Source organism: Chitinophaga sp. SVR4-12A, from assembly GCF_056754765.1.
In genome coordinates, this window is record NZ_JBPGWP010000001.1 from 5,111,787 (window position 1) to 5,133,074 (window position 21,288).

The 21,288-nt window shown below is 47.8% G+C and carries 18 protein-coding genes; 6 read left to right on the forward strand and 12 right to left on the reverse strand.

Going from position 1 to position 21,288, the window contains the following annotated elements:
- Window positions 1-13: 13 nt before the first annotated feature.
- A complete protein-coding gene (locus ACR9Y8_RS20820; protein WP_481215178.1) occupies window positions 14-565 on the reverse strand; it encodes an RNA polymerase sigma factor in 552 nt (183 codons plus the stop codon).
- Window positions 566-796: 231 nt separating this feature from the next.
- The gene (dnaA, locus tag ACR9Y8_RS20825; protein ID WP_298736003.1) at window positions 797-2,230 is read right to left on the reverse strand and encodes a chromosomal replication initiator protein DnaA; all 1,434 of its coding nucleotides are present in this window, start codon (window positions 2,228-2,230) and stop codon (window positions 797-799) included.
- Window positions 2,231-2,779: 549 nt separating this feature from the next.
- On the opposite strand from dnaA, the gene ACR9Y8_RS20830 reads away from it, so the two are divergent.
- The 5 genes from ACR9Y8_RS20830 (at window position 2,780) to ACR9Y8_RS20850 (ending at window position 8,025) form a co-directional block, all read left to right on the forward strand.
- Entirely contained in the window at window positions 2,780-3,169 is a 390-nt protein-coding gene (locus tag ACR9Y8_RS20830; protein WP_481215179.1) for a DUF3127 domain-containing protein, read from the forward strand.
- A 94-nt stretch (window positions 3,170-3,263) separates the two neighbouring features.
- Window positions 3,264-4,832 carry an NAD(P)/FAD-dependent oxidoreductase gene (locus tag ACR9Y8_RS20835; RefSeq protein ID WP_481215180.1) on the forward strand — a complete coding sequence of 523 codons (1,569 nt, stop codon included), beginning with the start codon at window positions 3,264-3,266 and terminating at the stop codon, window positions 4,830-4,832.
- A 28-nt stretch (window positions 4,833-4,860) separates the two neighbouring features.
- Window positions 4,861-5,760, forward strand: coding sequence for a TraB/GumN family protein (locus tag ACR9Y8_RS20840; protein WP_481215181.1), 900 nt, complete (start codon window positions 4,861-4,863; stop codon window positions 5,758-5,760).
- 41 nt (window positions 5,761-5,801) lie between these two features.
- Window positions 5,802-6,719 (forward strand): ABC transporter ATP-binding protein, encoded by a 918-nt coding sequence (locus ACR9Y8_RS20845; RefSeq protein WP_481215182.1) that lies wholly within the window; start codon window positions 5,802-5,804, stop codon window positions 6,717-6,719.
- On the forward strand, window positions 6,712-8,025 hold the full coding sequence (locus ACR9Y8_RS20850) for an ABC transporter permease (RefSeq protein WP_481215183.1): 1,314 nt from the start codon (window positions 6,712-6,714) through the stop codon (window positions 8,023-8,025). The genes ACR9Y8_RS20845 and ACR9Y8_RS20850 overlap by 8 nt, the downstream gene beginning before the upstream one ends.
- A gap of 15 nt (window positions 8,026-8,040) precedes the next feature.
- On the opposite strand, the gene ACR9Y8_RS20855 is transcribed toward ACR9Y8_RS20850, so the two are convergent.
- The 4 genes from ACR9Y8_RS20855 to ACR9Y8_RS20870 all read right to left on the reverse strand — a co-directional run bounded on the left by ACR9Y8_RS20855 (window position 8,041) and on the right by ACR9Y8_RS20870 (window position 12,017).
- A complete protein-coding gene (locus tag ACR9Y8_RS20855) occupies window positions 8,041-9,465 on the reverse strand; it encodes a sigma-54-dependent transcriptional regulator (RefSeq protein WP_481215184.1) in 1,425 nt (474 codons plus the stop codon).
- 58 nt (window positions 9,466-9,523) lie between these two features.
- On the reverse strand, window positions 9,524-9,799 hold the full coding sequence (locus tag ACR9Y8_RS20860; RefSeq protein ID WP_481215185.1) for an RNA recognition motif domain-containing protein: 276 nt from the start codon (window positions 9,797-9,799) through the stop codon (window positions 9,524-9,526).
- A 191-nt stretch (window positions 9,800-9,990) separates the two neighbouring features.
- Complete coding sequence (locus ACR9Y8_RS20865) at window positions 9,991-10,935, reverse strand: NAD(P)H-dependent flavin oxidoreductase (protein ID WP_481215186.1); 945 nt, start codon at window positions 10,933-10,935, stop codon at window positions 9,991-9,993.
- 89 nt (window positions 10,936-11,024) lie between these two features.
- Window positions 11,025-12,017 (reverse strand): sugar phosphate nucleotidyltransferase, encoded by a 993-nt coding sequence (locus ACR9Y8_RS20870; RefSeq protein ID WP_481215187.1) that lies wholly within the window; start codon window positions 12,015-12,017, stop codon window positions 11,025-11,027.
- A 170-nt stretch (window positions 12,018-12,187) separates the two neighbouring features.
- Here ACR9Y8_RS20870 and ACR9Y8_RS20875 point away from each other — a divergent pair, with 170 nt between their 5' ends.
- Window positions 12,188-13,465 (forward strand): serine hydroxymethyltransferase, encoded by a 1,278-nt coding sequence (locus ACR9Y8_RS20875; RefSeq protein ID WP_481215188.1) that lies wholly within the window; start codon window positions 12,188-12,190, stop codon window positions 13,463-13,465.
- 49 nt (window positions 13,466-13,514) lie between these two features.
- Here ACR9Y8_RS20875 and ACR9Y8_RS20880 read toward each other — a convergent pair whose 3' ends face one another.
- The 6 genes from ACR9Y8_RS20880 to ACR9Y8_RS20905 all read right to left on the reverse strand — a co-directional run bounded on the left by ACR9Y8_RS20880 (window position 13,515) and on the right by ACR9Y8_RS20905 (window position 21,028).
- Complete coding sequence (locus tag ACR9Y8_RS20880) at window positions 13,515-14,690, reverse strand: M20 metallopeptidase family protein (protein ID WP_481215189.1); 1,176 nt, start codon at window positions 14,688-14,690, stop codon at window positions 13,515-13,517.
- The gene (locus ACR9Y8_RS20885; RefSeq protein ID WP_481215190.1) at window positions 14,674-15,117 is read right to left on the reverse strand and encodes an SPOR domain-containing protein; all 444 of its coding nucleotides are present in this window, start codon (window positions 15,115-15,117) and stop codon (window positions 14,674-14,676) included. Before ACR9Y8_RS20885 ends, ACR9Y8_RS20880 begins: the two co-directional genes overlap by 17 nt.
- Window positions 15,118-15,146: 29 nt before the next feature.
- Window positions 15,147-15,818 (reverse strand): deoxyribose-phosphate aldolase, encoded by a 672-nt coding sequence (gene deoC / locus ACR9Y8_RS20890; protein ID WP_481215191.1) that lies wholly within the window; start codon window positions 15,816-15,818, stop codon window positions 15,147-15,149.
- A gap of 105 nt (window positions 15,819-15,923) precedes the next feature.
- The gene (gene secA, locus ACR9Y8_RS20895) at window positions 15,924-19,241 is read right to left on the reverse strand and encodes a preprotein translocase subunit SecA (RefSeq protein WP_481215192.1); all 3,318 of its coding nucleotides are present in this window, start codon (window positions 19,239-19,241) and stop codon (window positions 15,924-15,926) included.
- A 207-nt stretch (window positions 19,242-19,448) separates the two neighbouring features.
- On the reverse strand, window positions 19,449-20,231 hold the full coding sequence (locus ACR9Y8_RS20900; RefSeq protein ID WP_481215193.1) for a polysaccharide deacetylase family protein: 783 nt from the start codon (window positions 20,229-20,231) through the stop codon (window positions 19,449-19,451).
- Window positions 20,207-21,028 carry a glycosyltransferase gene (locus ACR9Y8_RS20905; protein ID WP_481215194.1) on the reverse strand — a complete coding sequence of 274 codons (822 nt, stop codon included), beginning with the start codon at window positions 21,026-21,028 and terminating at the stop codon, window positions 20,207-20,209. Before ACR9Y8_RS20905 ends, ACR9Y8_RS20900 begins: the two co-directional genes overlap by 25 nt.
- Between the last annotated feature and the right edge of the window lie 260 nt (window positions 21,029-21,288).

Genomic DNA, 21,288 nt, shown 5'->3' on the forward strand with positions numbered 1-21,288 from the left:
TAACCCATCAACCTCAGAAGAAAAACCAGCTGATGGAATTCCATTTGGTTCTCAGGCGCTGTAAAGCAGTATTCAGTTGATTACGGATGGTTTGTTCAGAAGACCCGGTGCGTGCGGCTATTTCGGCCACAGACAGGTTTTCGATACGGTGCAGGTAAAATACATTTTTCATTTTATCCGGCAATGTATTGATAGACCGGAGTAGTTGCTGTTCGGTTTCCTTCAGATGTAAGCCTTCTATCAGGGAGTTATCGCTTTCCAGCGCAGCTTGCCGGAAAAGGTCAACATGGCGTTCATATACGTGTTGATCGCGGATGGCGTTTAACAGGCGATTGCGTAATGCATGACGGAGGTAGGGAGTTACTGCCGCTACAGGTGGAAGTGCGGCATGCTTTTCCCAAAGGTGCATGAACAACCCCTGCGTAATGTCCTGGGCCTGTTCCTGGTCCTTTAATATTTTACAGGCATAGGTGAAGAGCGTTTCCCACTGTTGCTCAAACAGCTGGCGGAATGCGGCTTCGTCTCCTTGCCTTACCTTGTCCCATATCATGCTGTGGTATTGCATATTGGCTATTACCCGCCTCAAAGTTATTGGTTGTCCCGAATGATTTGCTAATAGTGGAATTTATCAAATTGTTAAGCCAATAGCCATTCTGTTGTTTCTTATGTTGGCGTCAACCTGCCGCTAAGCTAATAAAAAAAATGTCCTGGTGTATTACCAGGACATTTTCATTAATAAGGTTCACAGGGTTATTTTCTTCAGAGGGAAGCAAACTGCTGATGAAGCGATGCTGACCTACATAGCGGCCAGCTGTACTTTTTGTTGTAATTCGATCACGCTGTCGCGGAAAGTAATATCTGTATCCATCAGGTCTTTGACGGTTTGGCAGGAGTGGATCACTGTAGTATGATCGCGCCCGCCAAAATGTTCGCCGATGGTTTTTAAAGAGTTCTTTGTAAAAGATTTAGCTAAGTACATTGTAATCTGGCGTGCCTGTACAATTTCACGCTTACGTGTTTTTTGCAGCAGCTTGTCGTAAGGAACATCAAAATACTCGCATACCATTTTCTGTATGCTTTCAATTGTAATCTCTTTGGAAGATGTTTTAACAAAAGACTTTAACACGCGCTTGGCCAGCTCGAGGTCAATTTCTTTCCGGTTCAGGGAAGATTGTGCGAGCAGGGAGATCAAAGCGCCTTCCAGTTCACGTACGTTGCTTTGAATATTATAAGCTACATACTTGATCACTTCTTTTGGCATCTCCAATCCGTCGTTACGCATTTTCATCTCCAGTATTTCCATGCGTGTTTCAAAATCAGGCAGCTGCATGTCAGCGCTTAGTCCCCAGCGGAAACGGCTCAGCAGTCGCTCCTGCAATCCATCCAGATCTTTCGGCGGTTTGTCTGATGTAAGTATCAGCTGCTTACCGGATTGATGAAGATGGTTAAAGATCGCAAAGAATGCGTCCTGGGTTTTCTCCGCGCGGGCAAAGAACTGAATGTCATCCACGATCAGTACATCTATCAACTGGTAGAAGTGAATAAAGTCGTTGATGATGCTGTTCTTGGAGTGATCGATGAACTGGTTGATGAATTTTTCTGCACTAACGTACAGTACAGCTTTGTTGGGATGTACACGTTTAACCTCATTGCCGATTGCCTGTGCAAGATGTGTTTTTCCGAGGCCAACTCCACCATAAACTACCAAGGGGTTAAAAGAGGTTCCACCGGGTTTTTCCGAAACAGTCTTACCGGCTCTGCGTGCTACGCGATTACAATCTCCTTCTATAAAAGAATCAAAAGTATAGTTTGGATTGAGTTGTGAATCAATCTGTACACGTTTGATCCCTGGGATAACAAAGGGATTCTTTACCGGGTTCTGTATGGTCAACGGAAAATCCACCTCACTGTCTTTCTGGGGCTTTGTGAACTGGGTCGGCATATTCACCGTTTTGGGATGCTGATGCGGTGTGCCGTTCTCTACTACGATCCTGTACTCTAACCTTGCTTCTTTCCCTAATTCCCGTTTGATAGTTTTTCCTAATAATCCTACATAGTGTTCTTCCAGATACTCATAAAAAAACTGGCTCGGCACCTGTATGGTTAAAACATTGTTTTCAAGTTTGATGGGCTTAATAGGTTCAAACCAGGTCTTAAATGGCTGCCATTCCACAATATCCCTAATTATATTAAGACACCTTTCCCAAACTTGTTCGCAAGTTTTATTCATTGAGCAATAAAAAATTATTTGTTTTTAATTAAGGATTGTTCTCGAATTCAAAATTTCCCAACGGTGGATGTTGAAAAACTTTTAGACAGGACGACGAATATCTGTAGAAAATGTTGAAAAAAAAAATTTATCTCCCCTTGTTTATCTCCCTGTCATTACAGTTTTTGTATCCCTGTTTAATGTCCCGATTTACCTCGTTCTATGCGTTATTACTGTTGGGTTTTACACAAACGTAATAAAGGTAAAATACACTGATCTGATATACAGTTGCTTCGAATTTTGATTAACCCTTTTACCATAGATATGTAACTAGAACGATAAAATAATATGGTCTTGTCTTGATTGTTGATTCGTCGTTAACAACGTTTAACGAGCGTGCAAAACTATGTTAGTATCTGCATTAAAAAAAATGGTAGTTCATGTATCAAATACCGTGCAAATTTATTATATGCGACCGCGGCACGTGCACATCCTGTGAAAAATTTATTTCACCACAATCCTGTCAAAAGCCTATCTTTGGCGCATCTGAATAGTTAAAAAATTATTTTTATGAGTTTTGAAATCATAGGAAAGTTAATCGTGAAGTATAATACGGTGCAACGCAGCGAAACCTTTAAAACAAGGGAATTCGTTATTGAGAAGTCTGATGATATCAATGGCCGTGTTATAAACAACTATATAAAGTTCCAGTGCGTACAAGACCGCACCGGTATAGTAGATCGTTTTAACGAGGGAGAAACTGTAAAAGTATACTTTAATATAAAAGGAACCCGCTGGGAAAAAGATGGTAAGGTGAACTACATCACCAACCTCGACGCATGGCGTATGGAGTCTGTAGTGGCTGGTGCTGCTCCCGGAACAGACCGCATGCCCAACTACAACACCTCCCAGGAAGTGCCTGCTGCTTCCCAGGATACTACAGACGATCTGCCCTTCTAATCAGGAAGGCCATATAAAAGTTATAGAGGTCACCATGCTTAAATGCCTGGTGACCTTTATCTTTGCAGTGTTTTAGGATAAATACCTAACCTGCATGATACAACAGCTCTCTCTTAAACTCACGCCACAGGAAGCGGCTTCAGATGCCGCCATTACCCGGCAGCTTGCAACGGCGCTAGGCGTACGCAATAACGCCATCACCGGTTACCACATTCTTAAGCGTTCGATCGACGCACGTTCCCGTCAGGTATATTTGTTATTGACACTCAAGGTGTTTGTAAATGAACCTTTTCATGAACGGGAACTGATCATACCTGTATATGACATTTTGCCTGCAACTGCTCCGCAGGTACTGATCATTGGCGCCGGTCCGGCAGGATTGTTCGCCGCCCTGCGCCTTATAGCAGCAGGCATAAAGCCCATTGTGCTGGAACGCGGCCGGGATGTTCGTACACGCCGCCGGGACCTGGCGGCACTCAACAAACAGGGAGAAGTGAATCCCGAATCCAACTACTGCTTCGGCGAAGGCGGCGCCGGCACCTACTCAGACGGTAAATTATATACACGCGCTACAAAACGTGGAGATGTGAACCGCATACTCGGCATCTTTGTCCACTTTGGCGCTGCGGAAAAAATATTATACGAGGCACATCCCCATATAGGTACTAATAAACTGCCACATATTATCACCGCCATGAGGGAGCAGATCATCGCTTCAGGAGGCGAAGTGCATTTTAACGAGAAGGTGACCGGACTGCTGCTCAGCAGCGGACAGGTCACAGGCGTACAAACGGCTGCCGGCAACACCTATAAGGCACAGCAGGTAATATTGGCCACCGGCCACTCTGCCCGCGATATCTTCGAAATGTTGTATCAGCAGCAAATAGCAATAGAAGCTAAAGCTTTTGCACTGGGCGTACGGGTAGAACATCCGCAAAGCCTGATAGACAGCGCACAATATCACTGTGCACTGAGAGGAGACTACCTGCCACCCGCCAGCTACAGCCTGGTAGAGCAGGTAGAGGGCAGGGGAGTGTTCTCTTTCTGTATGTGCCCCGGTGGCATCATTGCGCCTGCCGCCACCAATCCGGGAGAGCTGGTAGTGAACGGATGGTCGCCTTCCAAACGCAATAACCCCTATGCCAATTCCGGTATGGTGGTAACGGTAGATGAAACAGATTTTGCACCTTTTGCTGATAAAGGCCCGCTGGCCGCCATGTACTTTCAGCAGATGGTAGAACGGAAAGCATACCAGGCAGGCGGCGGTAAGTTTGTAGCGCCTGCGCAGCGTATGACGGATTTTGTGAAAGGTAAGGTGTCTGCTACATTACCGGATTGTTCCTATGTACCCGGCGTACACAGTACAGACCTCCGGCAGGTATTGCCCGCTGCTGTACATAACAGGTTGGCGCAGGCCTTCAAAGCCTTCGGCCGTAAGATGAAGGGATATTATACAGACGAAGCTATCCTTGTAGCCACAGAGTCACGTACCTCTTCTCCCGTGCGTATTCCCCGTGACCCTGATACACTTATGCATCCACAGGTGAAAGGATTATACCCCTGTGGTGAAGGCGCCGGTTATGCCGGCGGCATCGTTTCTGCCGCAATGGACGGGGAAAGGGTGGCAGATGCGGCTATTAAATTTTTCAAGACCGCCCTGTAACAAAGTAATTTATCCTTATACTGATATAATGAAGAAAACGCTCATCATGCACCGCTTATTTAAAACAGTAGTACTGGCACTGATCACCTGCGCAGGTATAGGCAAGGGGAACACAGCCTCCGCCCAAAGCGCTCCTTTGGAACGCTCGCTGCTCTGGGAAATAAGTGGTAAGGGCTTGTCCGCTCCCTCTTATCTCTACGGCACCATACATATGATCTGCGGGAACGACTTTGACATGGCAGATAAGATCAGGAAAGCATTTGACCGGACTTCACAGCTTGTGCTGGAAATTGATATGTTTGATCCTGCAATAGCCGCACAGATGGAAAAAGCATTGGTAGCTGATACGCCACTGAGCGCCAGGCTCTCTCCCCAACGCTATGCCCTGATGGATTCGCTGCTGCAGCAGCAGGCAGGTATATCCCTGCAGCTGTTTGATAACTATAAACTGGTAGCGCTCACCAGCCTGCTCGGCAGATTATCATATACCTGCGATAGCCTGAAAGTGTATGAAGCGGAATTCAAAGAGATGGCTGTTGCGAAAAAGATGCCGGTCAACAGCCTGGAAACACTGGAAGAACAAATGAGCTACTTTTATAAGGCATTTCCGGATGACAGCATCCTGACGCAGCTGACAGCGCTCGACCTGGAGACCATGAGAACAGAAACCGCCCGGATGGTGCAATACTACCGCTCAGAAGAACTGGAGCAGGTGTACAAAAGCGTAACGGAAGAGAAGGGTATGAGCAAAGATGCACGCTACTGGCTCCTCGAAATAAGAAATGCCAACTGGGTGAAAAGAATGCCGGCCATGATGAAAGAACGCAGCACTTTCTTTGCCGTAGGCGCCGGGCACCTGGCAGGTGATAAAGGAGTTATCAGGCTGCTAAGAGCAGAGGGGTACACCGTAAAGCCAGTACAACGCTAGCGTATTTTACATTTAACATATATTACTTTACATTTATTATCATGAATCTACTGGAGGTTAATCACCTGAAAAAGTACTATGCTACGCACAAAGCAGTAGATGATATCAGCTTTGTGATCCCTAAGGGCAGCATCTTTGGTTTGCTGGGCCCTAACGGCGCGGGTAAAACCACGCTCCTGCGCATGATTACCGGGATCTTTTATCCGGACGAAGGAACGATCACCTTTAACGGACGTCCTTTCAACCCGGAACATGATATACACAGCATCGGCTACATGCCGGAAGAAAAAGGCCTGTACAAAAAGATGAAAGTAGGAGAGCAGGCGCTCTACCTGGCGCAGCTCAAAGGACTCAGCGAAAAAGAGGCCCGCGAAAAAGTGAAATACTGGTTCGCTAAGCTTGATATGAACAATTGGTGGAACAAGAAGGTGGAAGAACTGAGCAAAGGTATGCAGCAGAAAGTACAGTTCATTGCCACCATCCTGCATGATCCCGCCCTGCTGATACTGGACGAGCCTTTCTCCGGACTGGACCCGCTGAACGCCAACCTTATCAAACAGGAGATCTTTGACCTGAGCCGTAAGGGTACCACCATCATTTTCAGCACACACCGTATGGAACAGGTAGAAGAAATATGCGACCGCATCATGCTGGTGAACAAAGGCACCAAGCTGCTGGACGGCGAAGTGCGGGAGATCAAGCAGACCTTTAAACAACACCTGTTCCGTATAGGGCTGGGCGTAATGCCTAACTTCGCGCAGGTGGCCACTCACCATTTCTCCATCGTGAAGCAGGAAGCTAATGGCTATACTGTGAAGCTGAGCGAAGATAGCTCTACCAACGATATCCTTCAGCACTTTATCCGGCACGATATACAGATCACCCACTTCGAGGAAGTGTTACCCACCATCAACGAAATATTTATTACTCAGGTTCAGAAAACTGCACAATATGAATAAGATATGGCTGATCATCAAACGGGAATTCCTTACCAGGGTCCGGAAGAAAAGCTTCCTGGTACTAACCCTGCTGATCCCCATCTTCATCGCGGGCATCACCATTATTCCCATCATTATTGCAGTCAAAGGTGAAGATCACAAGCGCATAGCAGTGATCGACGAGAGTAAACTGTTCACGGGCCAGCTGTCAGACTCCAGGGGACTTTACTTTAAACCACTCACGGAAGTAAGCATAGATACCTTCAAACGTAAGTATAGCGAATATGGTTACTCCGGTGTGCTGTATATTCCCGATATAGATGTTAACCGCCCCTCCGGCATTGAATACTATAGTAAAGGGCAGGCCAGCATTATGCTGGAGAGTAACCTGAACAGGCAGGTGAACGACGTGATAGAGAAAAAACGTATGGAGCTTGCGGGTATAGATAAAGACAAGCTGGAAGAAGTGCGCAGCGATGTGAAGGTAGATTTTCGCAGTGGTGAGGACGACCGCAAGGGCAGTTCTGCCGTTGCCTATGCCGTAGGATATGCCAGTGGATTTATTATCTATATTATCTTGATGGTGTTCGGTATGTCTGTTATGCGCGGCGTGATGGAAGAAAAGATGAATCGTATTGCAGAAGTGATCATATCGAGCGTTAAGCCGTTCCAGTTAATGATGGGCAAAATAGTAGGCATAGCGGGCGTGGGCTTACTGCAATTCCTGATATGGGGTGTACTGATCATTAGTTTGCAAATGCTGATACCCCTCTTTGTCTCGGCAGATACTATGCAGGCTGCAAGCCAGGGTGCAGCGATGACGCAGAATGGCGGCAATGCGGCTATGGCTGAGGCAATTGAGAAAATGAATTATGTAGTGGGCAGCATTAACTGGTGGCTGATCATCAGCTGCTTCATATTTTATTTCCTGGGCGGCTACCTCTTTTACTCTGCGCTGTTTGCTGCGATCGGCAGCCTGGTGAATGAAGATCCTCACGATGCGCAGTCGCTTACTTTCCCCGTAACACTGCCTATTATTATTGGTATAATGATCATGATCAGCGCCGTACAAAATCCGAGCAGCGCATTGGCGGTTTGGGGCAGCATTATTCCATTTACTTCTCCCATGGTAATGATGGCGCGCTTGCCTTATGGTATACCCGGCACCGTAGAATACTGGGAGCTGGCACTTTCCATGCTCTTGCTGGTGGCGGGCTTCCTGGTAACCACCTGGGTTGCCGGTAAGATCTATCGTACGGGGATATTGATGTATGGTAAGAAAACTACCTGGAAAGAGGCGTTGAAGTGGGTGGTGAAGAAAGGGTAACCGTTGGCTAAAGGGTTACAGCTCTATATTAAGCAAATGCAGTTTATTATATAGCGTTTTGCGGTCAATATTCAGTAACCTGGCAGCTTCGGTTTTATTATATCTTACCGTTTTCATAATAGAGATGATCTTTTGATATTCCGCCAGCTGAACAATCGATTTTAGATTATTCGTTTCTCCGACGGCTATTGCCGGAGAAATGCTTATCTGCTCTTTAGTCAAAGCAGAATCAGCTCCGGTTATTTCCGGCGGTAAACAGGTGACTGTAATTTCTTCCGCGCCTTCAGCAAACAGTTCGGCTCTTCTGATAACGTTGTTTAATTCACGGATATTGCCAGGCCATGAATACTGCAGCAGGCAAGTCATCGCCTCATCGGAAAATCTTCCCGGCCGTCTGCCTGATATTCTGCCGGCATTCTCCAGGAAGGCGTCAATAAAAAGCGGGAGATCCTGTTGCCGTTCCCGTAAAGGAGGAACTGAAATGTTGAATTCATTTAAACGGTAAAACAGGTCTTGTCTGAATTTACCATTTGCAACAGCTTTGCCCAGATCATCATTGGAAGCGGCTATGATCCGTATATCAACAGGTATTTCCCGCATGCTTCCCACCGGTCTTACCAGCCGTTCCTGCACAACCCGTAACAATGCTGTTTGTACCTGGTAATTCAAATTGGATATTTCATCCAGGAACAGGGTGCCTCCATTTGCTTGCCGGAATGCGCCAGAAGTGGCATCACCGGCGCTGGTAAACGCTCCCTTTTCGTGGCCAAAAAGCTCGCTTGCTGCCAGTTCATCGGAAAGACATCCGCAGTCCAGCGCAACAAAGGGTTGTTTGCTCCGCTTGCTGTCCAGGTGTATCAGCCTGGCCACGGCTTCCTTGCCTGTTCCTGTCTCACCGCAAATAACAACACTATAATCAGTAGGAGCTACCAGTGCAATCTGCCCGTATAATTCCTTTGAAGCGGCGCTTGTTCCATATATATAATGTTTATTATTAGCTTCAGCAATTACTGGCCCGGCGATGGGCCTGCTAATGTTCGGGTTTGAATGCGTTTCCTTCTCCGTTTGCGGCACTGGCCCATTTAAAGCACTATGGGCAAGCGCAAGAATCCTGTTTGCCGTAAAAGGTTTCTCGAGGTAATCATAGGCGCCTTCCTTAATCATCCTAATGGCAATGCGAACGTCCGGATACCCGGTCATAATAGCGACAGTAGTAGTGGGAGAGATATCCTGGATACCCTGTAACAGCGTGTCTCCATCCTTTTCTTTGTCTTTGAGCCGGTAATCGCAGAATACAAGCCCATATTGCTTCTCTTTTATCATTTTGAGAGCAGTGGTGCCAGACAAGGTAGTGTCTGTCTCAAATCCAGCTTTCCGCAAAATATTGCTTAACAACAGGCAGATAGATGGCTCATCGTCAATTATCAGGATACGCTTCATTTTCTACATTTAATATGACAACTATAAGCTTATAAGCACAAGGGTAAAGCATTGACTGCTAATAAAAACTTCTTCTTTCATAAGCAGGGCGCGTGCGCTCCATTGCCATACTTACGGCAATAGGACGGCCCATGACCGGTTTGCCATCGAGTTTTGCTATCGCCTCCATCCCTTCATTGCGGTTAGACATTTCTATAACACCGGATCCTTTGGAGGCGCCATTAAATTTATCCCTTATTATTGTGCATGATACGACTTCGCCATACGGAGAAAACAGATGCTTCAGATCATCTTCGTTAAAAGAAAACAGGAGGTTTGACACTAATATCTTCATGATATTATAATTGAATGTGTAAAAGAAAAGTGCAGCTTATTATGGCAACAAGTAAGAAAACCGTCCAGGTGGGTGAGTACAGATGGCCAGTAGAAAAAGCGTTGTCAGAAGGTGCTTATCTATAATAACCGAAGGTAGTGCTATTTAATGTTAAATAAATCATAATGGCCTAAATAAGCCGTATTAATATTTCAGACCGGTAAGACACTTAACTGCCTGCAGGTTTCCCTAAACTCCTCCCATATCTCCTGCAATACCGTCGCCGCCGGTTTTATATCATGTATCAGCGCACTTACCTGCCCGATTTCCAGCTCTCCTTCTTCCAGCTTGCCTTCAAACATGCCTCTTTTGGCACGCCCTTTTCCCAGTAAGGCTCTAAGCTCTTCCAGCGTGGCCCCGCGGTCTTCCGCTGCTTTTACGCTTTCATAGAACTGGTTCCTGATCATGCGCACGGGGGTCACTTTTTTAAGGGATAGAATGGTATCTCCTTCCTTAGCTTGCACTATGGCCTGTTTGAAATGATCATGGGAAGATGCTTCCGGAGTGGCTACAAAGCGGCTGCCCACCTGTACGCCGGAGGCGCCCAACGCAAAAGCCGCTGCCATGGCTTTTCCGGAGCCAATGCCTCCTGCAGCGATGACCGGTATCCGTACCTTTTCGCACACTGCTGGTATGAGTACCATAGTGGTCGTTTCTTCGCGGCCGTTATGACCACCGGCCTCAAACCCTTCTGCCACAACGGCGTCTACGCCGGCTGCCTCGCTCTTCAAGGCAAAGGCTGAACTGGATACCACATGCACTACGGTGACGCCTGCTTCTTTTAGTAGTGGGGTCCATGTTTTGGGGTTGCCCGCACTGGTGAATACGATCTTTACTCCTTCGTCCAGCACAATACGTATCAACTGGTCTATATCGGGGTATAGTAAAGGGATGTTTACCCCAAAAGGCTGATCAGTAGCCTGTTTGCATTTGCGGATATGTTCCTGCAACACCCCGGGATACATGCTGCCCGAGCCTATCAGCCCAAGTCCGCCGGCATTGCTAACCGCGCTGGCTAAACGCCATCCGCTGGCCCATATCATGCCTGCCTGCACGATAGGATATTTTATCTGGAAGAGTTCAGTGATGCGATTCATAAACAGCAATTAGCTACTGGCTTTTAGCAGCTGGCTAAAGTTAAAAATAACGTATTTCAGCTAACTGCTAATGGTTAAAAGCTGGCAGCTTATCCCAGGTCTATCTCTGTATTATCACCTATATTCAGGCTCTGGCTCAGTCCGCGTATATTGGCATCGCTGCCTATCAGCGAAGATTTCAGCACTACTTCGTACAGGTTGGTGTAAGAGCCGATAATGGAGTCTTTTACGATCGAGTAGCTGATCACGCTGTTATCGCCGATCGCTACATAGGGACCTATGATGGAGTTTTTAATATTACAGCCTTCGCCAATGCTTACCGGTGGTATAATGATGGTGCCTTCAAAAGGAAGCACCGGGTTACTGGCCAGTTTATATTTTTTAAGCAGGATGGCGTTCGTTTCCAGCAGGGTTTCTTTCCGTCCGCAGTCAAACCAGTTGCTTACCTTAAATGGCTTGAACTGTACCTTGTGCTGTATCATGCATTCCAGCGCATCTGTCAGCTGGTACTCATCATGCGACTTTATCTTCTGATCGATATTGCTTTGCAGGCAATCATATAGCTGCTGGGTTTCCTTTATCTTATAGAGGCCAACCAGCGCCAGGTTCGATTTAGGAATCTGCGGTTTCTCCACCACCCGGGTAATATGTCCCTCTTCATCCAGCTCTGCTACCCCGAAGTTGCGGGGATCATCCACCTTTTTGAGCCCCAGCATAGATACCGGCGACTCAATGAGCTCTCTGAAATCTCCTTCCGCAATGGTATCGCCCAATACGATCAGTATCTCATCATTCTTAACAATATCGCGGGTAAGTAATATGGCGTGCCCGGTGCCTTCGCGGCTGTTCTGCTGAACAAAATGACAGGTAAGGTCCGGGTATTTCTGCTCTACATAATCCTGGATCTTTTCGCCCAGGTATCCCACTACAAACACAAACTCCTTGATACCCGCTTCTACCAGTTGGTCTATGATAATGCTTAAAATGGTCCTTCCGGCTAAAGGGATCAGTGCCTTGGGTTGTGTATATGTATGTGGACGTAGCTTGGTGCCAGCACCTGCTACTGGTATTATGGCCTTCATTCGTAATATTAGGTTTAGATAATCGCTCTGTACGTTCCTGCTCTTGTAAATCCGGCCCGGAATATGGCCCTGAGGGCGTGAAGATAGTATTTTTTTTAAAAACGCTATCCTACACTAAAATTGCATTTCATAGCCCTTTAACCTATTTTTGCAGCAAATTTTTAAGCTCCATGCAAAAAGATCACCAGATATTTGATATTATCCGCCAGGAACTGGAACGTCAGCGTCATGGCATTGAACTGATAGCTTCCGAGAACTTCACCAGCTTGCAGGTAATGCAGGCCATGGGTACCGTACTAACCAACAAGTATGCAGAGGGATATCCCGGGCGGAGATATTATGGTGGTTGTGAAATAGTTGACCAGAGCGAGCAGCTGGCCATCGACAGGGCTAAACAGATCTTCGGTGTGGAATATGCCAACGTGCAGCCCCACTCCGGCGCCCAAGCCAATGCCGCGGTAATGATGGCGATCCTGCAGCCGGGCGACAAAATACTGGGCCTGGACCTGAGCATGGGCGGTCACCTCACACACGGTTCCTCCGTAAACTACTCAGGTAAGCTGTATCAGCCGCTGTTCTACGGCGTAAATAAAGAGACCGGCCTGGTAGAATATGATAAAATGGAAGAAATAGCGCTGAAGGAAAAACCAAAGCTGATCATCTGCGGTGCAAGCGCTTACAGCCGTGACTGGGATTACAAACGTATCCGCGCAATTGCAGACCAGGTAGGCGCTTTTGTAATGGCTGATATTGCACACCCCGCTGGTTTGATCGCCAAAGGGCTGCTGAACTCTCCCTTTGAGCATTGTCATTTTGTAACTACTACCACACATAAAACACTGCGTGGCCCCCGTGGCGGTCTTATCATGTTAAGCAAAGACTTCGAAAATCCCTTTGGATTGAAAACTCCCAAAGGTGAGATCCGCATGATGAGCTCCCTGCTGGATACTGCTGTATTCCCCGGCATCCAGGGTGGTCCGCTGGAGCACGTGATCGCAGCCAAAGCGGTATCATTCTTTGAAGTGCTTACAGACGAATATGATGCTTATGCTAAACAGATACTGAAAAATGCCCAGTCTATGGCGAAGGCATTTACGGAGAAAGGTTACCAGATCATCTCCGGCGGTACCGATAACCACCTGCTGCTGATAGACCTCCGCAATAAAAACATCTCCGGTAAAAAAGCAGAACAGGTACTGGTGAAAGCAGATATTACCGTAAACAAGAATATGGTGCCCTTCGACGATAAATCAGCCTTTGTAACCTCCGGTATCAGGGTGGGCGTGCCCGCCATTACTACCCGTGGCCTGAAAGAAGAGAACATGCTGCAGATCGTTGAATGGATGGACGAGCTGCTGATGGATGCAGATAACGAAGCGCTGATCACTAAAGTAAGGAAAGAAGTGAACGGGTTTATGGCGCAATTCCCGCTGTACCCGGAACTATAAAATACTGCCTTTAGCAGTTAGCCTTTAGCTATTAGCTAAAAGCTAACTGCTAAAGGCTGATTGCTAAATACGCCATCGTCCCCATCCCAATCTCTATCGCATGCTCATCTACATCGAAAGTAGGTGTATGCACCCCGGAAGTAATACCCCTGGCTTTATTGCCCGTACCCAGGCGGAAAAAGCAGGCAGGGATCACCTGTGAGTAATAGGCAAAATCTTCAGCGCCCATGCGTACTTCTGTATCTTCCACATTCGCTGCTCCCAGGTAATTTTCAGCCAGTGACCGGGCCTGTGCAGTAACCGTCTCATTATTATACAGGGTGGGATAGCCCACCAGGATCTCAATATCTATTGCTGCGCCCATGGCATGCGCCAGCTCAGTCGCCTGTTTCTTTATCAGCTCATGCGCTTTGAAACGCCAGGTTTCGTCCATGGCACGGAAGGTACCCATCAGCTTCACTTCGCTGGGGATCACGTTGGTGGTGTGCCCGCCGTTAAATGCACAGATAGAAAGCACAGAAGGGGAGAAGGGATCATTGTTACGGCTGATGATCTGCTGCAGGCTTACTACCAGGTGAGAAGCCACCAGTATGGTATCCGTAGTAAGATGCGGCTGTGCAGCATGCCCGCCCTTTCCTTTGATGGTGATATATATTTCGTCAGCGCTGGCCATATACTTTCCGGCACGGAATCCCAGCTTGCCTGTTTCCATAGACGGTTGCACATGGAGGCCCAGGATGGCATCCGGCCGCGGGTTTTCCAGGGCGCCATCTTTTATCATCAGGCTGGCTCCCCCTGGATGTTTCTCTTCGCCCGGCTGAAAAAGCACTTTAATGGTGCCTTCAAATTCGTCTTTTAACTGCTGTAGTATTTTAGTGGCGCCCAGTACACAGGTAGTGTGCACATCATGCCCGCAGGCATGCATCACCCCTTCGTTCTTTGATTTATAGGGCACATTGTTAGCTTCGTGAATGGGTAAAGCGTCCATATCTGCACGGATGGCAATGGTACGTTTGGATGGGTTCCTGCCTTCTATCAACGCTATGATGCCGGTGCCCGCTACATCGGCCCGGTAGCTAACACCAAATTCATCCAGCTTCTGGCGGATGAACGCGGAAGTTGCATATTCCTCAAAAGATAATTCAGGATGCGAATGAATATGGTGTCTGATATCTATGAACGCTGGCGCTAATTCCCTGGCTAATGCGCTAATACGATTCTTCATTCTGTAATTCTTTATCCGGAGATACGTTGATAATGGCAGGTACTACAAATACGCCGCCGGTAAACATATTGGAGAGCCTGTCCCTCAATTCTGTCGCCTCTTCGCGTGATTTAAAATCACCAATGCGCACTTTAAAATAGGGAGCCTGGAAATCGATATAAGAACGGTATTCCGGGTATGATTGCATTACCCGCGCTTTAGCATCATATGCTTCATTGCGCTTGTTGGTAGTGATCACCTGCACCCTGAAACCGGGTTGGTTGCGGATGGCCAGCGTATTGATATAGATCTGCTTTTTGATCAGGATATCAATACGGCTGTCTTTGATCACTTTCACATTTCCGCCGCCGGCAGCAGCAAAAGTGCTGTCCTGTGCAGCGGCTGCACCGCATATTAATACTAAAACTGCTGTAATAAGAACTTTCATAATCAACTATGATAATTAATAATAATCGCTTAATAGCCTGTTCCCGTTGCGCCACCTTCCTTCACGATCGCCACGCTGGCGCTGCATCCCAGCCTGGTAGCGCCTGCTTCGATCAGCTCCTGGGCAAACGCAAAGGTACGAATACCGCCGGAAGCTTTTATCTGTACATTGGGTGGCAGGTGTTTACGCATCAGCTGCACAGCTGCCACACTGGCGCCTTTCTCTGCATATCCGGTAGAAGTTTTTACAAAATCCACTCCCAGCCTTCCATAGATCTCACAACACCTGATGATCTCTTCTTCCAATAATATGCCACTTTCAATGATCACCTTGATCACTTTCTGCTTGTTGCGGATAATGGGCAATATCGTGGCGATCTCCTTTTCCAGGTACGCCCAGTCCTTATTACGGATGGCGATCAGGTTGGCTACCATATCCAGCTCATCCGCTTCGTCTATGATAGCCAGCACTGCTTCGGCCACTTTAGCCTCAACAGCGGAATAACCGAACGGAAAACCTATTACAGTTGCTACTTTAACAGTAGTACTGCCAACAAATGTCTTTGCTACTTTAACAAAGGGAGGCGGCACGCACACTGCTGCAAAGCTATATTCCACCGCCTCCATACACAAGGTTTTGATGTCGTCCAGGGTGGTAACAGGCTTGAGGACAGTGTGATCTATATATTTGTTCAGCTCCATGTAATGAAGATTTTCCCTGGCGAAAGTACCACAAAAAAAGCGGGCCGTAAAGGCCCGCTTGTAAAAATTATAATATGTTAGATACTTCAATTCACTTGCACATCATCACAGGTCTTTCCCATGACATTGTTTGTACTTCTTGCCGCTGCCACAGGGACAAGGATCATTACGTCCTACCTTGGGGCCTACACGTAAAGGCTCTTGTCTTGCCTGTTCTGCATTGGTAGCATATTCCTGCTCTTCAACGGTGGCAGGCGCGCCATGGCCGTTACCTTCAAATTCCTGGTGCGACGCACGCATACGGCTCATATCCGTTTTCTGCTCGCGGCCTTCGCGGATCTGCTCCTGCTGCGGACGGTCTTCCCTTACAGGGATACCGCATTTGCACAGGAAGGATACGATATCGCGGCTGGTTTCGCCATCCATCTGCTTGAAGAGGTTGAAGGCTTCAAACTTATAGATCAGCAACGGATCTTTTTGCTCATATACCGCACTTTGTACAGACTGTTTCAGGTCGTCCATAGAACGCAGGTGCTCTTTCCAGGCCTCGTCTATCAATGCCAGGGTAATGCTGCGTTCCAGTGCGTTCAGCGTTTCCTGTCCGCCCGTGTCTATCACCTTCTGCAGGTTGGCCAGCACGTTTACGCCCTTCTTACCGTCTGTGAACGGAATGGAGATATTTTCTATATGCTGCCCCTGTTCCTTATGGATCTGTGTGATCACAGGCAGGGTTTGTGCTGCTATATCATGTTTCTTACGATCGTAATTGTCTTTAGCCTGGTGATACAGCTTGGTAGTAAGCAGCGCGATATCAGTTTTGTTCAGCTCTTCTGCAGTGATATCGGTATCTACGGAGAAGTTCATGATCGCATCCAGCTTGAAAGCTTCGTGGTCGCCGCTTTCCTTGTGGGTAGCAATAATACCTTCTGCCACATCGTAGAACGCATTGTCTATGTCTATGGCCAGGCGCTCGCCAAACAGGGCGTGGTTACGTTTGGCATATATTACCGTACGCTGTTTGTTCATTACGTCGTCATACTCCAGCAAACGTTTACGGATGCCGAAGTTGTTCTCTTCCACTTTCTTCTGTGCACGTTCAATAGAACGGGTGATCATGCTGTGCTGGATCACTTCGCCTTCTTTATAGCCCATGCGGTCCATCAGTCCTGCAATACGGTCAGAACCGAACATGCGCATCAGGTCATCTTCCAGGGATACAAAGAACTGTGAAGTACCGGGGTCGCCCTGACGACCGGCACGACCACGCAGCTGGCGGTCTACACGGCGGCTTTCATGTCTTTCAGTACCAATGATGGCCAGGCCTCCGGCTTCTTTTACGCCGGGCCCGAGCTTGATATCCGTACCACGGCCCGCCATGTTGGTGGCGATGGTCACGGCTCCGGGCAAACCTGCTTCAGCCACGATCTGGGCCTCACGGGCGTGCTGTTTCGCGTTCAGTACGTTATGCTGGATCTTTTCAAAGGTGAGCATTTTGCTCAGCAGCTCCGATACCTCTACGGAGGTGGTACCTACCAGTACCGGGCGGCCTTTTGCCTTTAAGGTTTTGATCTCGTCTATAACGGCTTTGTATTTATCTCGTTTGGTTTTGTATACCAGGTCTTCCGCGTCTATACGGGTAATAGGCAGGTTGGTGGGGATGGTCACCACATCCAGCTTGTATATTTCCCAGAACTCGCCTGCTTCTGTTGTAGCTGTACCGGTCATACCGCCCAGCTTGTGGTACATACGAAAGTAGTTCTGTAATGTAATGGTAGCAAAGGTTTGGGTGGCGGCTTCCACCTTCACGTTCTCCTTGGCTTCTATGGCCTGGTGAAGGCCGTCTGAATAGCGGCGTCCTTCAAGGATACGGCCTGTCTGCTCATCTACGATCTTCACTTTACCATCCATCACCACGTATTCCACATCCTTATCAAACAGTGAGTATGCTTTCAGCAGCTGTTGTACGGAGTGGATGCGGTCTGATTTCTGTGCAAACTCCTGCAGCAGTACATCTTTGCGTTGCAGTTTTTCTTCCGGTGTGATCGCCAGTTTCTCTATTTCTGCAATTTCAGAACCAACGTCAGGCAGTACGAAGAAGTTGGCGTCTTCACCGGCCTGGGTGATCAGGGCAATACCTTTATCAGTAAGGTCTACACTGTTGTTCTTTTCATCTATATGGAAGTAAAGCTCTTCATCCACTTTCGGCATTTCACGCTGCTGGTCGGCAATGTAGTAGTTCTCTGCTTTCTGCAGCAATACTTTGATACCAGGCTCGCTCAGGTACTTGATCAATGCGCTGCTCTTCGGAAAACCTCTCCAGGCGCGCATGAGGGCCAGACCACCGGTTTTGGGGTCGTCCTTACCTTCTGCGATCAGTTTCTTAGCCTCGTTCAGGTATTGGTTGGTTACTTTTTTCTGTACGTCTACCAGGCGTTGTATACGGGGCTTCAGCACATGGAACTCCTGCTCTTCACCACGGGGAATAGGGCCGGAGATGATCAGCGGTGTACGCGCATCATCGATCAATACGCTATCCACCTCATCCACCATCGCGAAATGATGCTTACGCTGCACCATTTCTTCAGGACTGTGCACCATGTTATCACGCAGGTAGTCAAAACCAAATTCGTTGTTGGTACCATAGGTGATATCTGCATGGTAAGCATTGCGGCGCTCTGCACTGTTGGGTTGATGTTTATCGATGCAGTCTACGGTAATGCCCAGGAATTCGAAGATAGGACCGTTCCACTCGGCGTCACGACGGGCCAGGTAATCGTTCACTGTTACAATGTGCACGCCTTCTGCAGCCAGCGCGTTCAGGTAAGCCGGCAGGGTAGAAACCAGCGTTTTACCCTCACCCGTAGCCATTTCTGATATTTTACCCTGGTGCAGTACCATACCACCTATCAGCTGTACATCGTAGTGCACCATGTTCCAGGTCACTTCGCTGCCGGCAGCTGTCCAGGTATTCTTCCACGTCACTTTGTCACCTTCAATGCTGATATATTTCTTTGTTACTGCCAGGTCGCGGTCCAGCTGCGTAGCGGTAGCTTCAATAGTAGCATTTTGGGAAAAGCGGCGCGCAGTTTCTTTCACTACGGCAAAAGCTTCAGGCAACAGTTCATTCAGGATCTCCTCTATCTGTTTGTCCCGGTCTTTTTTCAGTTTATCTATTTCCTGGTAAATATTGTCTTTGGCAGATACATCCGCTTCATTTTCTGCAGCTTCCTGCTGGGAGACGATGGAAGCGTCTATGTTGGCCAGGTGTGCCTTTATCCGTTGGCGGAACTCCTGGGTTTTATTGCGAAGCTGGTCCACAGGCAGGGATTGCAATTTTTCAAACTCCTCATTGATCTGCTTCACGCGGGGCATGATCGCCTTGATGTCCCGTTCCGACTTATGCCCGCCAAAAATTTTTGTCAAAAAACCTAACATGAGTATAAATTAATGAATGCGAATAATTAAAGGGTTTACTTCAATACCGGTATACCATACGATGGCATGGGTACGGGCACTGTAGATGTAACTCAAATAGCATGCTTGAAAATGCAGATGACAAGCTGTCAGCAGCACCCACTTTTACAAGGACTGTAAAATTAGGAAAAAAGCAGGAAGCCGCAAGCTAAAAGGCTATTCTCCCCCTATCTCATTCAATAACTGCCGGTGCGTACAGAATTTTCCGTTCTTTTTCAGGAAGTGCAGGAAGGCAGCCAGTTTTTGCTGCATTTTGACGCCCGATACATGTCGGATGTAAGCAGGTAAAGTATATTGATCCAGCGGTGTTAATTCCCAGGGATGGAAATAAAAAGAAAGCAGCCCGTCTCTTTTTAAGATCGTTTTGCTGAAATGCCGGCTCATCCACAAAGGCGCGTTCTTTACACTCAGCCAGAACACCGGGTAGCGGCAAATGGGAGATACGGCAGAAGGCACCACCCAGATGCCGTTCTCCTTGAACGGCGTTCTTGGCCGGTGCCAGTTATTATAACGTCCCGGCAACCAGGTAGGGTTAAGCGACGCATCATAGCGGTAACCTGCCATGCGCAGTTCATCCAGGTCAACAGGTTGCAGGCGCGGCATCCGGAAGCCGGTTACGGGCTGTCCGCTGATCTTCTCCAGCGCCAGCCGCGAAGCTTCCAGGTCGGCAGTCTGAAAGGTGTGATGATAATAGGCATGTGAGGCAACTTCATGTTCCGATGCGATCTGCTGCACCAGTTCCGGGAAATGCTGCGCCCAATATGCCGTAATGAAAAAGGTGGCGCGTACCTTATATAATGCAAATAATTCCAGTACCTGCAGCACACCGGTATGGGATACCGCCAGCTTTTCAGTTGGGCTTACCTGGCCGCCGAATTCTTCGGGTATATCAAATTCTTCTACATCAACACTGATCAGTAATCTGTTGTGGTTGGCCATGGGGTCTTTTTTGTATCTCGTTGGAGGATTTTCAGGTAGTTCCTGAGCTCCCGTGTTAATAAGCGGATGCTGAAAGAAGAGAAACGTATCTCCGGGCGGCAGTAAATAGGTAAAGGCTGTATCTGCAGCCCGGGATCCTTGCTGGCTTTGTACATGAACTCACTGTCATACAGAAAACCCGGTACGCGGGTAGACAGCATCAGTTCCCTGCCACGGGCATTAAATCCCTTCAACCCCGCCTGGGCATCGCCGATCTTTAGCTGAAGCACCATACGGTTCATGGCCCTGCTTAGCCGGGTGATCACTTTGCGCCTTGCCGGCAGCACCTGCAAATAGGCGTCCCCTCTTTCTCCGGCTACTACATCGGCGCCGGCGAGCAGCTTGGCGTACACCTCCATGACCGCCTCGGTACCAAAAGGGAAATCAAGGTCGGTACAGATCTGGTAGCGGTGGCGTGTTCTCCTCACGCCCTCCCGGATGGCATATCCTTTTCCGCGGTTCAGGGCATAGCTAACAATCACAATAGAAGGGATGGCGGCCTCCAGCCGCTTTATCTGGGCCGGGCCGAATTGGCGGGTAGATCCATCATTCACCAGTACCAGCTGTAACGGCGCAGGCGCCAGTTGCTGTTTTAGAAGACGGTAATGTTTGATCAGGCTGGTTTCCCATCCCTCAGGGGGATTAAAACAGGGCAGGATGATGTCAACCCCGGCTTCAGGCCGCGATTCATCCTCCGGCCTTACTGACAGTAAAGGGACTCTTGTAGGTAATGAAGGATTGGAAGTTAGTACAGACATATTAAGATGTAAAACCAATACATTATAATTATTGACGGCGCAATACTATTTATACCCCTATGACAATCAACGAAAAATAACCCAAATAGTACAATTGCACCGTTTCTGCGTAAAATACAGTACGCAATAGTTTAATATAACATGGGATAAAGGCGTACTGTTAAATACTGTTAATTAATGTTAAGCAGTGTTAAAGCGATGCAAAGATGAAGAATGTTACACACAACTCAAATATGACAAGAAAATTTAATTGATTTTTA

Bases quoted from the DNA above. Each gene is read 5' to 3' on its own strand.
- ACR9Y8_RS20820 (WP_481215178.1), bottom strand. From the start codon at position 565: ATGCAATACCACAGCATGATATGGGACAAGGTAAGGCAAGGAGACGAA.
- dnaA (WP_298736003.1), bottom strand. From the start codon at position 2,230: ATGAATAAAACTTGCGAACAAGTTTGGGAAAGGTGTCTTAATATAATT.
- ACR9Y8_RS20830 (WP_481215179.1), top strand. From the start codon at position 2,780: ATGAGTTTTGAAATCATAGGAAAGTTAATCGTGAAGTATAATACGGTG.
- ACR9Y8_RS20835 (WP_481215180.1), top strand. From the start codon at position 3,264: ATGATACAACAGCTCTCTCTTAAACTCACGCCACAGGAAGCGGCTTCA.
- ACR9Y8_RS20840 (WP_481215181.1), top strand. From the start codon at position 4,861: ATGAAGAAAACGCTCATCATGCACCGCTTATTTAAAACAGTAGTACTG.
- ACR9Y8_RS20845 (WP_481215182.1), top strand. From the start codon at position 5,802: ATGAATCTACTGGAGGTTAATCACCTGAAAAAGTACTATGCTACGCAC.
- ACR9Y8_RS20850 (WP_481215183.1), top strand. From the start codon at position 6,712: ATGAATAAGATATGGCTGATCATCAAACGGGAATTCCTTACCAGGGTC.
- ACR9Y8_RS20855 (WP_481215184.1), bottom strand. From the start codon at position 9,465: ATGAAGCGTATCCTGATAATTGACGATGAGCCATCTATCTGCCTGTTG.
- ACR9Y8_RS20860 (WP_481215185.1), bottom strand. From the start codon at position 9,799: ATGAAGATATTAGTGTCAAACCTCCTGTTTTCTTTTAACGAAGATGAT.
- ACR9Y8_RS20865 (WP_481215186.1), bottom strand. From the start codon at position 10,935: ATGAATCGCATCACTGAACTCTTCCAGATAAAATATCCTATCGTGCAG.
- ACR9Y8_RS20870 (WP_481215187.1), bottom strand. From the start codon at position 12,017: ATGAAGGCCATAATACCAGTAGCAGGTGCTGGCACCAAGCTACGTCCA.
- ACR9Y8_RS20875 (WP_481215188.1), top strand. From the start codon at position 12,188: ATGCAAAAAGATCACCAGATATTTGATATTATCCGCCAGGAACTGGAA.
- ACR9Y8_RS20880 (WP_481215189.1), bottom strand. From the start codon at position 14,690: ATGAAGAATCGTATTAGCGCATTAGCCAGGGAATTAGCGCCAGCGTTC.
- ACR9Y8_RS20885 (WP_481215190.1), bottom strand. From the start codon at position 15,117: ATGAAAGTTCTTATTACAGCAGTTTTAGTATTAATATGCGGTGCAGCC.
- deoC (WP_481215191.1), bottom strand. From the start codon at position 15,818: ATGGAGCTGAACAAATATATAGATCACACTGTCCTCAAGCCTGTTACC.
- ACR9Y8_RS20900 (WP_481215193.1), bottom strand. From the start codon at position 20,231: ATGGCCAACCACAACAGATTACTGATCAGTGTTGATGTAGAAGAATTT.
- ACR9Y8_RS20905 (WP_481215194.1), bottom strand. From the start codon at position 21,028: ATGTCTGTACTAACTTCCAATCCTTCATTACCTACAAGAGTCCCTTTA.